This window comes from Photobacterium sp. GB-1 (assembly GCF_003026165.1).
In the GTDB taxonomy this organism is placed as follows: Bacteria; Pseudomonadota; Gammaproteobacteria; order Enterobacterales; family Vibrionaceae; genus Photobacterium.
This window is the reverse complement of sequence record NZ_PYOB01000001.1, coordinates 412,494-426,617: the sequence shown is the minus strand read 5'-3', so window position 1 is coordinate 426,617 and position 14,124 is coordinate 412,494. Positions and strand designations below refer to the sequence as shown.

Here is a 14,124-nt window from a genome sequence, read left to right as displayed (position 1 = left end):
TTTTCGGAGGCTATTTTGGATAAGATTTTTGTCGACGAAGCTGTCAACGAACTTCATACATTGCAAGACATGTTACGTTGGACGGTAAGTCGTTTCAATGCCGCAGGTCTATTTTATGGTCACGGTACCGATAATGCGTGGGATGAAGCGGTTCAGCTTGTTCTTCCTACATTGTATTTACCGTTAGATGTTCCACCTGAAGTTCGAGATTCTCGTTTAACTCGTAGTGAGCGTCAGAGTATTGTTGAGCGCGTTATTCGCCGTATCGACGATCGTACACCCGTATCATACCTAACAAATATTGCTTATTTCTGTGGTATGGAATTCTTCGTTGATGAGCGTGTTCTTATTCCACGTTCTCCGATTGGCGAATTGATTGAAAACCGTTTTGAGCCACTTTTAAACCAAGAGCCTACACGTATTATGGACTTATGTACGGGTAGTGGTTGTATTGGTATTGCGTGTGCACACATGTTCCCAGAAGCGGAAGTGGATATCGTTGATATTTCACCTGAAGCACTGGCTGTTGCTGAGCAGAATATCGCTGATCACGGCTTAGAGCAACAAGTGATCCCACTTCGTTCTGATTTGCTTCGTGATGTACCAAAAGATAAGTACGACTTTATCGTGTCTAATCCACCGTATGTGGATCAAGAAGATATGGATAGTCTACCAGATGAATTCCGTCACGAGCCTGAACTCGGTCTTGCGGCAGGGTTTGATGGTTTAGATTTAGTGCGTCGTATTTTAGCCAATGCACCCGATTACCTAAAAGATGATGGCTTCTTGATCTGTGAAGTGGGTAACTCCATGATCCACATGGAAGATCAATATCCGCATATTCCATTCACCTGGTTAGAGTTTGAAAATGGTGGTCATGGTGTGTTTTTGTTAACACGTGATCAGCTTGTTGATTGTGCAGATGATTTTGCGGCTTTTCGCGACTAATTAAAGCGCAGTTAAACACGATTAAGAAAAACGGCATGATGGTTACTTTCTCTGTACCATCATGCCGTTTTTATAGGTCACTCAGTGGTTATTATGCTTGCTGCGCTTGCTTTGCTTTCAGAGCATTCATCACAGTGGTTTTATGATCTAAGTAATCAGTAAGCCCTGCACGACGTAAATCACAAGATGGGCAATCACCACAACCGTCACCAATAATACCGTTATAGCAAGTCAGTGTTTTTTCACGAACATAGTCTAGTTTTTGGTATTGATCTGCTAGCGCCCATGTTTCTGCTTTATTTAGCCACATTAATGGTGTTGCAATCGTTAATGGGCGATCCATCCCGAGTACTAATGATTGGTTTAATGATTTAACAAATTCATCACGGCAATCAGGGTAGCCAGAAAAGTCAGTTTCACATACACCGGTGATAACGGTTTCAGCACCAATTTGGTAGGCGTAAATACCAGCCAAGGTTAAAAATAGAATATTACGACCAGGAACAAAGGAGTTCGGTAATCCGTTTTCTTGTAGTTCATGAGAGACAGCAATATTGTCACGTGTTAGTGAACTAATGGCTAATTCATTTAATAGGCCGACATCCATTACTTTATGTGCTGTTACGCCAAGATCTTTGGCAATAGCTTCTGCCACTTCAATCTCTAATTTATGGCGTTGGCCATAATCAAATGTAATACAGTGCACTTCATCGTAATGCGCCAGAGCTTGAATAAGGCACGTAGTCGAATCTTGACCGCCACTGAAAACAACAACTGCTTTTGACATATAGGTGTTCCTTTTTTGAAAAATTACCGAGAAACAGTCGGTAGATAGACATTCTTTAGAACGTCTATCTATGCTAACTCAGCTGTTGTCCGCTGCAAAGTTTTAGATGTAATAGACGAAAAAAAGCCGTACATAAAGTACGGCAAAATAACGTATCGCGTTTAAAGATTATCCAAGTTAAGGCAGTACTTGGTTTATCAACGTTCAACGTACACAGACACAAAGTTTAATAGAGGGGGGGAGGCGCTGTGGCTAACCTCCCCAAGGGGTTGTTCATTGAAGCGTGATACTTACCATTGACCGAATTTTTCCAATTGTTCTAACTGTTCGGTATATGCTGATAAATCGCCAATATTTTCGCTGATCCATTCAGGGTTGTAGTAGGTGTCTAGGTAACGCTCGCCACTATCACATAACAGCGTAACGATAGAGCCTGTTTCGCCACGTTGTTTCATTTCGGCTGCGATTTGTAGGACACCAAACAGGTTTGTACCTGTTGATGCACCAGCTTTACGGCCAATAATTTTTTCTAACCAGTGAACAGTGGCAACACTTGCCGCATCTGGGATCTTACGCATTTCATTGATCACATCAGGAATAAAGCTTGGCTCAACTCGAGGACGACCAATACCTTCAATACGGCTGCCTGTGTTGCCAGTAATCGTATTATCACGCTGCATAAAGTAGTCGTGAAATACTGAGTTCTCTGGATCAACCACACACAGTTGTGTTGGTTGCATTTGGTAACGAATATAACGACCAATTGTTGCTGATGTCCCACCAGTACCAGGGCTCATTACAATCCAGCTTGGGATAGGGAAGCGCTCTAACTTCATTTGATCAAAAATACTGTTAGCGATGTTGTTATTACCACGCCAGTCGGTGGCACGTTCAGCATAGGTAAATTGATCCATGTAATGACCATTTAACTCTTTTGCTAAACGGCGAGATTCGTCATAAATTGCAGCAGGAGAGTCAACAAAATGGGCGCTACCCCCATAAAATTTAATTTGTTCTATTTTTTTACACGCTGTTTTACGTGGCACGACAGCAATAAATGGTAACCCAAGTAAACGTGCAAAATATGCTTCAGAAACGGCGGTACTACCTGATGATGATTCAATGATCGGTGTACCTTCTTTAATCCAACCGTTACATAAAGCATATAGGAATAACGAACGAGCAAGACGGTGCTTTAAGCTTCCGGTTGGATGCGTGCTTTCATCTTTAAGATAAATATCAATACCGTCTAGGCTAGGTAACTCTAATTTAATTAAGTGGGTGTCTGCTGAGCGTTGATAATCAGCATCAATTTTACGAATAGCGTTATTAACCCATTGATTGTTTAGTTGTTGTGTCATAGCGTGACTCCACTGTATTGATTTTATTATTGTTGTTGTATTTATGTTGATTGCTTAACAATTATATTACCAAGTTACAGAGAAAAGTCTTTGCTTTGTTTTGCAAAAAAACGATAAAATTTAGAAAATATTTCTACTTAATTGCTTATTGGTGGTATGGGATGTCAAGTTTGGATGCTGTAGATAGAACATTACTGCGTTTGTTGCAACAAGACGCAACGCTAGCGTTATCTGAATTAGCAGAAGCTGTTAATTTAACGACCACGCCATGCTGGAAAAGGCTAAAGCGTTTAGAAGAAGATGGCATATTACGTCAACGTGTTGCGCTATTAGATGCGGCAAAACTAGGATTATCTTTTATAGCATTTGTACAGATTAAAACCAGTAATCATTCTAAAGAGTGGTATAACGGTTTTGTTCATACGGTTGAAGAGTTCCCAGAAGTCATGGAATTTTACCGTATGGCGGGGGATTATGATTACATGATGAAAGTACAAGTGGCAGATATGCAGGCTTTTGATCTGTTTTATAAGAAATTGGTGAACAGCATTGAGGGACTAACGAATGTAACATCGACATTTGCAATGGAACCCCTTAAGTACACCACGGCATTACCTGTATAGGTTATATAATCAAGGCAGCCACTATTTATTACTAGTGGCTGCCTTGATTGCGTTAACCTTCAGCCGATAAGTTTATCGTTGACGGATCAAGCCTTCTTGTACTGCCGATGCAACAAGTTCGCCTTTTTGGTTATAAATCTCACCACGAACAATACCGCGAGAGCCACTTGCTGATGGGCTATCAATAGCATAAAGCAGCCATTCATCCATCTTAAATGGACGGTGAAACCACATTGAATGGTCAATGGTTGCAACTTGCATATTCGGGCTAAATAACGTCACACCATGTGGATGCATTGATGTGACAAGAAATCCCCAATCAGATGCATACGCCAATAGGTAGTGATGGATATTAAGATCTTCAGGCATTGTGCCATTGGCTTTAATCCATAAATATTGTTTAGGCTCAGCAATGGTTGGCTTTAATGGATTAATAATAGTTACTGGACGCACTTCAACTGGGCGTTTCTTACCAAAGTTTTCCACTATTTTAGGTGGTAGATATTGCGCAATGGCATCAACAAGTTGAGTTTCAGATGCTAAACCTTCAGGCCCTACTACATTGGGCATTGTTGATTGGTGGTTAAACCCTTCTTCATTGGCTTGGTATGAAGCCGTTAAGAAAAAAATAGGCTCACCATTCTGAATTGCTTTTACACGACGAGTACTAAAGCTTTTACCATCACGTAGTTTTTCTACATCATATATAATTGGCTTTTCAGAATTACCAGGGCGTAAAAAGTAGCTATGAAAGGAGTGTAAGTAGCGTTCTTTTTCAACCGTTTGCTTAGCTGCGGATAAGGACTGCCCAATCACTTGTCCACCATATACTTGCGGTAGGCCAAGGTTTTCACTTTGACCTCTGAAAAGATCAAGCTCAAGTTGTTCTAATTGTAGAAGATTGAGAAGTTCATTCAGTTCTTTACTCATCTAAGCACCATTAATTATGTTACTATCAGTACGATTTAGGGAAATCAAGTTCAAATAGAGATTGGATTGGTTTTATTATATTTGAGCTTTATAGCAATATAGATTAGGGATTAATAGAGAAGAATATGAAAAATTCTTTTGCATGGTTTGGGGTTTTGATTGCGGCATTAGTGATCACGGCTTGTACTAACCTCATGCCGACCGATAATGATGTTGGAACATTAAGTGGAACAGTAAGTTATCGTGAGCGTGTAGTGTTACCGAATAATGCACGCATTATAGTGTCATTGGTTGAACAGTCTACTCAAGCTGATCATAGTGCGAGTAAAGTTATCAGCCAACATTCATTTTTAGCTGAAGGTGAACAGCCACCTGTTTCTTTCACGTTGAATTATGTGAAAAGTAAATTAAAGCCAGATACCTCATATCGTGTTATTGCTAAGATTGAAATCAATGATGAAGTATTGTTCAGTAATCAATCAACAGTAGATTTAAGCATTGAACCGTTAAAAACCACACACCTAGATATTCCATTGGTGAAAGTGTAATCCAATCGTTTTATACAATATTAGTAATGCCCGATTTATTCTATTTATTATGATTGAATAAGATAGTCGGGCATTTTGCTATTCAGGGTACCCATCCCAACGGTATGTTTTAAGGCTTACTCGTCCTTGTTCCGTCACAATAATCCCTTCATTACGCAATGCTGCTATTTGGCGAGCTCTACCGTTATCACATATTGAGATCTTTCCTTGGCTATTAATAACACGGTGCCAAGGCAACGCTGAACCTTGGGGAAGGTTCGAGAGTAAGCGGCCTACTTGACGTGCATAGCCAGGAAATCCTGAAAATTTTGCAATATCGCCATAAGTCGATATTTTACCAATAGGTATTTGATGCACTTGGCTGTAGATTTGCTGAGAAAAATCGTCCATATTTATAATTAGAGATAAAAAAAACCATCTTTTCTTAAACAACAGGATAACGCAAGGAGGTGTTGCCATGTTGTATAAAACATTACTAATCATTGTCACTTTATTATTGACCGTATTAGGGGTTAATGCCTTGGCGCATAGTCAGGGAGAGTTACCTATTCTTGCCCTTGCGATCCCAGCATTATGGCTGCTACCTCAGGGCGGTGTTGCGGCATGGCTATTATTGTTTGGACTAGGTGTATTTGGTTATGTATTGCCAGAACAACCAGTCGCGTTGTCTGTCAGCTTATTTATGATGTTACCGATTTTGATGATTTGCACATCGCCTAAGGGATGTTGGCAGTTAGGTTCATTGATGATCTCCATTGTATTAGCCATGAATGCAGGTTTAATGGCATTACAAGCGGAGGGTAAACTGCCAGGCTCTATTGGTGCGACTATTATTCAAATTATTGGTATTGCCATTATTTGGTTTGCTGCTAGAAGTTGGCGGCCTGTTGAAGGCAATACATGGTGGCCGCTTTTACTTGTGGTTCCCTTATGGGTTGGTGGCATGGAGCATGCTGCATTATTGGCTTTAAGTGTTACCGGTATTATTGCGGCACTTCAGTCTTTAAATAAATTACATCTTGATGAATGGATCCCTAAATTGGCTTGTGTATTACCTGCTGTTGGTTTTGCCACGCTAGTCATCATGCCGCAATTTGATGTTGCTAATCCGATATTAGTGTCTTGGCTACTGGTACTGGGTGGTGGGCTACTTGGTGAATCTTTATTAGACGATCCCGAGGAAGAAGAGTAAGTTAAATGAAGCAAGGCGATGGTTTTATTTTCAATATCTTAGTGTTTGGATAAATAATACACACTTGAACTATTGTTGCTATATAACAACTTGCAATATCGATGCGCTTAATAGATAATCTTCTCCGTTCTCGCAAGAGACAAGGAATCTATGGAGGCCCCCATTGGTCCTCCCGCAACACTAACTTGTGAACTCGGCCAGGCCCGGAAGGGAGCAACCGCAGCAGGCGATGTGTGTGCCGGGATGTGGCTGGTGGGGGCTTCCACCCATCTGCTATTCCTGTTGTTTACACCATACCTCTGCATAATTCTACTTTCTCACTGCTTAACTTGCACCATACCTCTGCATAACCTATTTTTGTTGTAGTTTAGCTACAAAAAAGAGCGTTGTTATGTACAGGCGAAATCTAAGACATTCCCGCGTTAAAAACATCTTCAAATTTGTTAGCTCTAAGATGAATAAGGTCTTAACTGTAGAATCAAGATTAGAGTTTGATACCTGTTTCCATCTTGAATGCTCGCCAGATATTTCTTTTATAGAGGCGTAGCCAGAAGGTTTATACTATCTTTACGTTTAAAAATGATGAATGAATATCAATATTTATGCTTTATACGGCTCGATGTAGTACTGCAATAGAATTTCGTTATTCGCTTCTCCTCGTTTCTTGAACATAATACAGTAAGAGTCGTCTTCAGGTATTGTAAAATTATTCAGGTTCGTCTTGATTGAAGAAATTTTTTCTAAAAAGTAAATATCGTCGTTTTTATGCCAATGAATATTAAAATCAATATCTTCTAAGCTGTTGAATTCAAAATGCAGAACGTCATTAGTATGCGCTTTAAAGCACTCTTCTATAATATCACTTCTGTTTTCTTTAAAGTTAAAGGTCTTTTTTATCGTATCCTTTGAAAATGAAGCAGCAGAAAAGAGAAATAAATAAATATAAACCAATTTCATAAATATCCTTAAAAAATAGAAGTTATTTAAAGGCTAGCCTACTTATGAATATTATAAAGGTGGCTTTGATCAATATTTATACATTGAGAGACTCATAATACCTATTAGTTATTATCGTACATATTCGCTAATTGCTCTAAAAAAACAATATTACTGAATAGTTCTTGAAGCTCAGATAAGGCAGCTAATGTTTCTTCTAACGTTGGTTCTTTGTAGACAGTATCTTTGTATGTAGAACAGTTAATTAACTGGCTATACTCTATATCCGCTTTTTTCATGTAGATCCAAGAATTGTTATCGCTACGATCTTTTGGGATGGTTTTTGTTATATTGTTAATATTGGGAGAAATGAGTTTAAATAGTTCTAGTTCACCACTTTCAGAGTTGTCGTAAAGGAAAATATCTCCCATAACTAAGTCTTGTTTATTATGTTCAAAAAATGGGCCTCTGAATTGCCAATTTGAATTGTCATTATGGGAGTCAGGCAGATTACGATAGCTATCATTCGTTATTTTAGATAGTTCATAATAGTTATAACAACCATCTTGTTTTTTCACCTGGTAATAATCTCCAACTTCTCCTGCATTATTGTCTTTTTTTATGGTCAGAAATGTTCTACTTAAAAGTTTTACATCGCTATAAACACTCTTAATCCAATCAATCTTCTTTGATAGACTGGATCCCAAGGCAAGATTATCTTTGCCTTTAGTCGTAATGGCTACCATAACATTTAAGCCTTTATGTTTATACCACCAAGCGGAACCACTATCACCTGTGGTTGGCAGGGCCCATTTGTTACTATTGTTGTTTACTAGCCATATCAGAAAGGCATGTTGAGATATGATATGCGTTACAATATTTTCACCATATAAACGACGTTGTTGTCCATATGCAGGTTTGTAATCGTTTGATATGTCATTCCCAACCCCCCATAAACCGTAACCGACAAAGCTCACTTTAGCATTCTTCTTCAGAAAATTATCGTTAAGTATTGGAGAGGGTACAGGAAAACCAAATTGATCTAATAAAATGTCAACAGTCGGTAGTTTCAATATTGCCATATCATAATAGATGTGATCATTTTTGTGTGATAATGGTTTTCTAATTAGTGGTTTAGGTACAAAAATTTTACCTTTCCCCTTTGCAATTGTTCTTTTATTCCAAGATGTAAATGTTGCATTAATATCTGATTGTTGTTTGTTTTTATTATATTTCATACAATGTGCAGCAGTGAAAATATATGAAAATCCATTATTGTCTTGTCCTAATAACGTTGCAGTACATCGACCTTTTTTAGAACTTATACTTCCTACAGTTAAATATTCAGGGTGTAAACTCATTTCTCTAAGTATTTCATTGTCTACTTTGATACTTTCTGGGATATTATGAATATTTCCACCAATTTCTTGAAACTTGCTTTCAGAGAGAATAATTGAATGAGATGTTGAAATAGTAAGAAGCATTGATAAGACAATTAAAAATTTCATTGTTTCTAACCTTTTTAGGATATCTTAAATAAGACCGTGTTATTCGATTTATAATTTCAAAAAATAAATTTATTTTTTTATTTAATAAAATTAGATGTTTATAACACTTGTTTTTTTAATATGATTAATTGTCATTTTTTTAAATGAACTATAATTAAATAACATTCCGTCTTCATCTACGAGATGTTAACAATGAACATTAAATCCTATTTATTTACCTTACTTGCAATGTTTTCAAGCTATTGCTATTCAGATACCTATATATATATTACTAATAACTCCTCTGAAACTCTTAGCATAAATGTCAGTCACAGTGGTAAAGGAGATACATTAAGAGAAGGAAGTGAATGGACTCAGGATGCACAAACATTGATGCCATGGGAAACGAAAAAAGTATTAAGCTTTAATCGAAACTGGGGCGTTAAGAATAAAAAGAAATATTATTTTACAACATCAGTCACTTCCGAAAGTGGTAAACAAGTAAATTTACAGCAATATATGCGAGGCAGTTGGTGGGGATCTTCTCTCAAATACAAACTAAGTGCTGCTGATGTAAATACTTCTTACAAATCTGGTTATTCAATTTATAGATTTACATCTCATGATTATAGTGACTTATCGGCTGAATTAGCTTTTCGTGCTAAGAGAACATCGGGTTATGACGATATTTATTACACTATAACGCCAGTTAAACACTCTGAACCTCTAATTACTGATGACTCTTCCCTCAAGTTGATGACTTATAATATATGGGCTCTACCATTTATTGCTTCTCATATTTCAGATAGATTAGACGCCTTACCAGAATTTTTATCAGATTATGATGTTATTGCTTTCCAAGAAGTTTTTTCTGGAGAAAGATATTCTTTCTTGCAAGAGTTATCATCAGAGTATCCTTATCAAACCGAAGTATTAGATGCTCCAGGATTTAATGCGATGGATGGAGGAGTGATTATTGTTAGCCGATATCCAATTGTTGCAACAGATTACCATATATTCTCGCGTTGTAGCGGAACAGATTGCTTAGCAGATAAAGGTGCTGTTTATGCTGAAGTAGTTAAAGGTAGTAAGTCATATCATGTATTTGCGACTCATGCAGCTTCAACTGATTCTATTGATGCTAGAGTTGATCGTATTTATCAATTCTCTGAAATTAATAGTTTTGCTAGAAAGCAAAATATTCCAAATAATGAAGTCGTTATCTATAGTGGTGATTTTAATGTAAATAAAAATAAATTCTTTACACAAGATTACCAGTGGATGCATATGCTATTGAGAGCAAATGAGCCTACTTATACCGGATATACATCTGCAACCTATGATCCGACAATAAATAGCTATGCGAGCTCAAGTTCTGAATATTTAGACTACGTAGTCGTAAGTACTGAATATGGTCAGGTTGAATCAAATACAAATAGGGTTGATATTCCACGTTCTACGTCCTCTGGTTTGTGGTATCACTGGGATTTATCAGATCACTTTCCTGTTGTGGCGACAATTGCACAATGAGATGGCTCGCGCTTGTTTTCGTTATTTTTCTTATCAGCGTCGTTTATATGACGCTGATCACTCCTGCAAAAGTTATAGAGCCAAAAACGGTTAAAGCAGACAGGCTTATAAAAAGCCACGTAAACGAATTGATAGAACCTGAAATAGCCTTAAATGAGCACAATAATTTTGAATTGAAGAAGGTTGAAGAGAGCACTGATGAAAAGATTATGCGCATACATGTACTCAGCGACGAATTGCAATCACTAAAGGGAAATGCGTTATTAAATAAAATGACCAATTTTTGGGTTGAATGCAAGTCGACCCATACATGCGATGGGCAACTAATAGAATTAGAAAAACAATTACCTTACTCGTTATTTAAGCTGTTGAGTGACTTTGAATCACTTAGAGATGAGTGGTTGTTAGCTTCTCTAAGTATTCCGATGGAAATTCCCTTTAACGAAAAAGTCAATCAAGTTAGACAACAATACGAGACTGTCTGGGGGGAATATACTGATCTTTTATTTGAGGAAGAGTTTAAATATTATCGTTTTAGATCCGAAAGCAGGATATTGCAACAAGTCCCGCCTTCTGAATATATAGAACAATTAAACCGGATATTTGAACAACAGGCAGCGACAAACCTTGATATGTTTTTTCAATCAAAAAGTGCCACATTTGATTATGCTCTAAGGAATATACCTAATACATACAGTGAGGAAGAGCGAGCATTGCTCGTAAGAGAGCTTTCTTTGCTTTATTTAAATGAACAAGAAACAACCGATTTTTACAGAAGGGATCTGCAAATAAAAAATCAAAGGAAAGAAGTTGAAACATACCAGAAACAGCTTTTTGAGTTAAAAAAGAGTTTGGAAAGTATGCGTAATAATGAATATAGAACGTTATCTGATAATGAGTGGCAGAGGGTATACCAGGATCGGATCGGGGAATTTAAAAAGAGATTTTTTGACTATCAATGATATATAACTTATGTGCTATATAAATTGTGCAACACACACCGACAGAGCATTTTTGAAAGTAATGTTGATAAGATCACGATTTGTATTGGTAATTTATATTTCATGGTAATTATTCATAGCAAATAACAAATAGCATGAGATAATAGTGCGAACTTTTTGTGGTGAGACAACTAGTTAACAAAATGTGGTTAAAAAGTGTGCAATTAATGCTTTATTTTTGTCAGTGAAAACGGCAGAATGGCCTCACATTTGAACTCGGTCACTCTATTTGAATTGAATTTTCATAAAACACATTGTTGTTTACCGAGTTGGTGATAATGTCTCGCCGCATTCCGAATTCCTAAAGTAAAAAGGTTACAAATATGTCTGATGTACCAGAGTCTGTTGCAAATATTGCTGCTGTCGCTCAGCCAGTTGCTGAGTCTTCAGGTTCAGTGTGGGGTTATGTAGCAGGTGGCGTGGTTTTATTAATCATTGCCGGTATTTATGGTTATAAGAAAATTAACCAACCTGCATTTGTGATTAAGCAGGTACGTAAGAAAAACCTGAAAGAAATGAAAAAGCAGGGCATTGAAAACTCTGAGTTTATGGTAGATATGGATAAGCTACTAGAATCAATGCTTGCATACACGACTGAAAATAAAATGAAAGGTGCAGACGTTGTGACGTTGTTGAAGCCTTTGAATGATAAAGATCGTGTAAAAACGCCAAAAGATATGTACAACTCTATGATTTATATTGCTAATGAAATTAAAGATGTGTCATTGGCTAAAGAGTTTAAAAATAAGTCTAAGCAAGTGAAATCAAGCTCAGCATTAATGGCTGGCTTGTTAAAGCGTGCTGGTATCTAATTGATACTTAATATATATACGAAGGGCTGATTATTATCAGCCCTTTTTTTATTGTGACGCAGTACGATAAATTTTTAACGGGTCAAATATCAATAGAAGGGCTATGATAGTTCAATGTAACGCAACGCTTTGTGCATTTATCCATTGTTTTTAGAATCAGTTCATTATGCTCTATTTTAAACGCGATAAAACCACAACGGCTAGTTGGAGCACTAAAGTAAAAGCCTTGTGTATAGTCAATCAGCAACGATTTTAGGGTATTTAACTGCGTCTCTGTCTCTACACCCTCTGCGACTAACTTACATTCTAACTCTTTTCCGAGTGAAGCGATGTTATTCAAAATTGAGCTTGTGACTGCATCTGTATCAGCAGAATTTACAAACAGTTTATCAATTTTAATAATATCAAAATTGAGCTCTTTTAAGCTTGATAGGCTGGAAAAACCCGTTCCAAAATCATCAAGAGCCCAACGAACACCTAAGCTACGAAAACGCTGCATGATGTTATCTAATTTGATAAATGCATTGGTTGTGTTTTCTCTTTCTGTCATTTCAAAGACTAAGCCTTGTTGTAATGACGGGTTCTGCTTAATTAACAATATGACATCATCAACAAATTTGGGATCGTTGAGCATAGATAGAGTAACGTTTATCGAAACGTAAAAATCTTTATTTGAATGAGCTATTAAAGGCTTATCAATTGAAAGCTGTTTTAATAATTGTAACGTTATCGGTTTTATTTGCCCATTCGATTCTACTTTTGTAATAAATTGGTTTGGGGTGATCAATTTGGCATGACGATATAGCCAGCGACAGAGTAATTCGGCTCCAATGATCTGGTGAGTTTTATTACACACAATAGGTTGATAATAAGGAATAAACTCATTATTTTTTATTGCTCTGTCTATATCCTTTTTAAATGAGAAGTTATTAGTTTGAATGTAATTAATAATAAGGATAATGAACATGCACAAAATAAAAATAAAAGCAGACAATGCAGCTATACTCAATAACACCTGAGAAGGTTTAGCACCAACAATCACTTTAAAAGGAAATTGAGTTGAATGGTATGACTTATGGAATAAATAGTTTCTCTTATGATTAATTAATATATTCCCGCTATTGGTAACGACATAACCTCGTAAATACTCATCCGCATTAGTTAACCAGTCATCCATATAAGGTGCGTTTATAAATAACTGATAAAAGCCCTTTTTACCTTTAACGACAAGATGTAATTCATCGATCTGATCAAGTGAGCTACGTTTGCGATAAAGTAGTGGTAATTTATCCTTTTTTAATCGTTCAATCAGGCTAGGTGAAATTGGAGTATGCAAAGAGGCATTACGATCTGAATAGATGTAATGATTGTTTTGAAAGTAGGCAACACTTCGTAGAGAGCGAGAAGAAAGAACCAATGTCACCAAATCATGCATACTTTTAGCGTCTGGTTGGTTCTCTGGTAGATCTAAAACGCTAGAAATACGTTTATTTAACGTTTTATTTAATGCGCTCGCAATATCTTTACTTAAATTACTACACCGAATATTTAAGTATGTAAAGGTAATAGGCGTAGCAATTAAAAGAGCTAACAAAGCTAGTTGAAACATTTTTTTTACTGTAAATGACATAATGAAGTTTGTTTCATACTGTTAAATAACGCCAATTAAAAGTATACCTTTATAGTATATTATTGCCATTTTAAATATTTGGTTGAGTCGATAAAAGATACTAATGGTGAAAAGTTGTATCTTTTATCTTTTGGTGAGAATTGAGCTAATTTTTTAAAAATATGGCGTCTATGCTTTATTTTCAAAGTCTTTGCGAACAATTTCTAAAGCGGAAAGTACGATCTCTGGGGCAATGTCATTACTCTCTAATAAATAAATTAAATCTACCGCGAGCTTTATTTCTTCCGGTGCATTTTCTAATGTATTTGTTGTTATTTGGTTATCAGGCATAATTTCTCT

15 protein-coding genes and 1 other RNA gene are annotated in these 14,124 nt (G+C 36.7%); 8 read left to right on the top strand and 8 right to left on the bottom strand.

Annotated features, from left to right (window positions below):
• The first annotated feature begins 15 nt into the window (after positions 1-15).
• Positions 16-948 carry a 50S ribosomal protein L3 N(5)-glutamine methyltransferase gene (prmB, locus tag C9J45_RS01800; protein WP_005370403.1) on the top strand — a complete coding sequence of 311 codons (933 nt, stop codon included), beginning with the start codon at positions 16-18 and terminating at the stop codon, positions 946-948.
• Positions 949-1,039: 91 nt separating this feature from the next.
• Here prmB and queC read toward each other — a convergent pair whose 3' ends face one another.
• A complete protein-coding gene (queC, locus tag C9J45_RS01795; RefSeq protein ID WP_107205534.1) occupies positions 1,040-1,735 on the bottom strand; it encodes a 7-cyano-7-deazaguanine synthase QueC in 696 nt (231 codons plus the stop codon).
• A 290-nt stretch (positions 1,736-2,025) separates the two neighbouring features.
• Entirely contained in the window at positions 2,026-3,096 is a 1,071-nt protein-coding gene (locus C9J45_RS01790) for a PLP-dependent cysteine synthase family protein (protein WP_045148102.1), read from the bottom strand.
• A gap of 161 nt (positions 3,097-3,257) precedes the next feature.
• Between C9J45_RS01790 and C9J45_RS01785 the strand changes: the two genes are divergently transcribed.
• Complete coding sequence (locus C9J45_RS01785; protein WP_107205535.1) at positions 3,258-3,719, top strand: Lrp/AsnC family transcriptional regulator; 462 nt, start codon at positions 3,258-3,260, stop codon at positions 3,717-3,719.
• Between the two features lie 72 nt (positions 3,720-3,791).
• Here C9J45_RS01785 and tesB read toward each other — a convergent pair whose 3' ends face one another.
• Positions 3,792-4,649 (bottom strand): acyl-CoA thioesterase II, encoded by an 858-nt coding sequence (gene tesB, locus C9J45_RS01780; protein ID WP_107205536.1) that lies wholly within the window; start codon positions 4,647-4,649, stop codon positions 3,792-3,794.
• A gap of 125 nt (positions 4,650-4,774) precedes the next feature.
• On the opposite strand from tesB, the gene C9J45_RS01775 reads away from it, so the two are divergent.
• Positions 4,775-5,197: a YbaY family lipoprotein gene (locus C9J45_RS01775; RefSeq protein ID WP_107205537.1), complete on the top strand. Its 423-nt coding sequence runs from the start codon at positions 4,775-4,777 to the stop codon at positions 5,195-5,197.
• Between the two features lie 78 nt (positions 5,198-5,275).
• Here C9J45_RS01775 and C9J45_RS01770 read toward each other — a convergent pair whose 3' ends face one another.
• Positions 5,276-5,587: an MGMT family protein gene (locus C9J45_RS01770; protein ID WP_107205538.1), complete on the bottom strand. Its 312-nt coding sequence runs from the start codon at positions 5,585-5,587 to the stop codon at positions 5,276-5,278.
• Positions 5,588-5,654: 67 nt separating this feature from the next.
• Between C9J45_RS01770 and C9J45_RS01765 the strand changes: the two genes are divergently transcribed.
• Entirely contained in the window at positions 5,655-6,389 is a 735-nt protein-coding gene (locus tag C9J45_RS01765; protein ID WP_107205539.1) for a hypothetical protein, read from the top strand.
• Between the two features lie 161 nt (positions 6,390-6,550).
• An RNA gene (ffs, locus tag C9J45_RS01760) (signal recognition particle sRNA small type) lies at positions 6,551-6,647 on the top strand.
• Between the two features lie 342 nt (positions 6,648-6,989).
• Here the strand turns inward: ffs and C9J45_RS01755 are convergent.
• Together C9J45_RS01755 and C9J45_RS01750 are read right to left on the bottom strand one after the other, a co-directional pair.
• Complete coding sequence (locus C9J45_RS01755; RefSeq protein ID WP_107292082.1) at positions 6,990-7,346, bottom strand: hypothetical protein; 357 nt, start codon at positions 7,344-7,346, stop codon at positions 6,990-6,992.
• Positions 7,347-7,450: 104 nt separating this feature from the next.
• Positions 7,451-8,833, bottom strand: a complete 1,383-nt coding sequence (locus C9J45_RS01750) for a trypsin-like serine protease (RefSeq protein WP_107292081.1) — start codon at positions 8,831-8,833, stop codon at positions 7,451-7,453.
• 192 nt (positions 8,834-9,025) lie between these two features.
• On the opposite strand from C9J45_RS01750, the gene C9J45_RS01745 reads away from it, so the two are divergent.
• The 3 genes from C9J45_RS01745 to C9J45_RS01735 all read left to right on the top strand — a co-directional run bounded on the left by C9J45_RS01745 (position 9,026) and on the right by C9J45_RS01735 (position 12,155).
• On the top strand, positions 9,026-10,342 hold the full coding sequence (locus C9J45_RS01745) for a sphingomyelin phosphodiesterase (protein WP_107205542.1): 1,317 nt from the start codon (positions 9,026-9,028) through the stop codon (positions 10,340-10,342).
• A gap of 47 nt (positions 10,343-10,389) precedes the next feature.
• Positions 10,390-11,304 (top strand): hypothetical protein, encoded by a 915-nt coding sequence (locus C9J45_RS01740; RefSeq protein ID WP_146144052.1) that lies wholly within the window; start codon positions 10,390-10,392, stop codon positions 11,302-11,304.
• 362 nt (positions 11,305-11,666) lie between these two features.
• On the top strand, positions 11,667-12,155 hold the full coding sequence (locus C9J45_RS01735; protein WP_005370451.1) for a hypothetical protein: 489 nt from the start codon (positions 11,667-11,669) through the stop codon (positions 12,153-12,155).
• Between the two features lie 82 nt (positions 12,156-12,237).
• Here C9J45_RS01735 and C9J45_RS01730 read toward each other — a convergent pair whose 3' ends face one another.
• Together C9J45_RS01730 and rsmS are read right to left on the bottom strand one after the other, a co-directional pair.
• Entirely contained in the window at positions 12,238-13,764 is a 1,527-nt protein-coding gene (locus tag C9J45_RS01730; protein ID WP_233217608.1) for an EAL domain-containing protein, read from the bottom strand.
• A gap of 189 nt (positions 13,765-13,953) precedes the next feature.
• Entirely contained in the window at positions 13,954-14,115 is a 162-nt protein-coding gene (rsmS, locus tag C9J45_RS01725; RefSeq protein ID WP_107205544.1) for a pleiotropic regulatory protein RsmS, read from the bottom strand.
• Between the last annotated feature and the right edge of the window lie 9 nt (positions 14,116-14,124).

What these genes read in the sequence shown, in the direction of transcription:
- queC (WP_107205534.1), bottom strand. Translation starts at nt 1,735, where the DNA reads ATGTCAAAAGCAGTTGTTGTTTTCAGTGGCGGTCAAGATTCGACTACG.
- C9J45_RS01790 (WP_045148102.1), bottom strand. Translation starts at nt 3,096, where the DNA reads ATGACACAACAACTAAACAATCAATGGGTTAATAACGCTATTCGTAAA.
- C9J45_RS01785 (WP_107205535.1), top strand. Translation starts at nt 3,258, where the DNA reads ATGTCAAGTTTGGATGCTGTAGATAGAACATTACTGCGTTTGTTGCAA.
- tesB (WP_107205536.1), bottom strand. Translation starts at nt 4,649, where the DNA reads ATGAGTAAAGAACTGAATGAACTTCTCAATCTTCTACAATTAGAACAA.
- C9J45_RS01775 (WP_107205537.1), top strand. Translation starts at nt 4,775, where the DNA reads ATGAAAAATTCTTTTGCATGGTTTGGGGTTTTGATTGCGGCATTAGTG.
- C9J45_RS01770 (WP_107205538.1), bottom strand. Translation starts at nt 5,587, where the DNA reads ATGGACGATTTTTCTCAGCAAATCTACAGCCAAGTGCATCAAATACCT.
- C9J45_RS01765 (WP_107205539.1), top strand. Translation starts at nt 5,655, where the DNA reads ATGTTGTATAAAACATTACTAATCATTGTCACTTTATTATTGACCGTA.
- C9J45_RS01755 (WP_107292082.1), bottom strand. Translation starts at nt 7,346, where the DNA reads ATGAAATTGGTTTATATTTATTTATTTCTCTTTTCTGCTGCTTCATTT.
- C9J45_RS01750 (WP_107292081.1), bottom strand. Translation starts at nt 8,833, where the DNA reads ATGAAATTTTTAATTGTCTTATCAATGCTTCTTACTATTTCAACATCT.
- C9J45_RS01745 (WP_107205542.1), top strand. Translation starts at nt 9,026, where the DNA reads ATGAACATTAAATCCTATTTATTTACCTTACTTGCAATGTTTTCAAGC.
- C9J45_RS01740 (WP_146144052.1), top strand. Translation starts at nt 10,390, where the DNA reads ATGACGCTGATCACTCCTGCAAAAGTTATAGAGCCAAAAACGGTTAAA.
- C9J45_RS01735 (WP_005370451.1), top strand. Translation starts at nt 11,667, where the DNA reads ATGTCTGATGTACCAGAGTCTGTTGCAAATATTGCTGCTGTCGCTCAG.
- C9J45_RS01730 (WP_233217608.1), bottom strand. Translation starts at nt 13,764, where the DNA reads ATGTTTCAACTAGCTTTGTTAGCTCTTTTAATTGCTACGCCTATTACC.
- rsmS (WP_107205544.1), bottom strand. Translation starts at nt 14,115, where the DNA reads ATGCCTGATAACCAAATAACAACAAATACATTAGAAAATGCACCGGAA.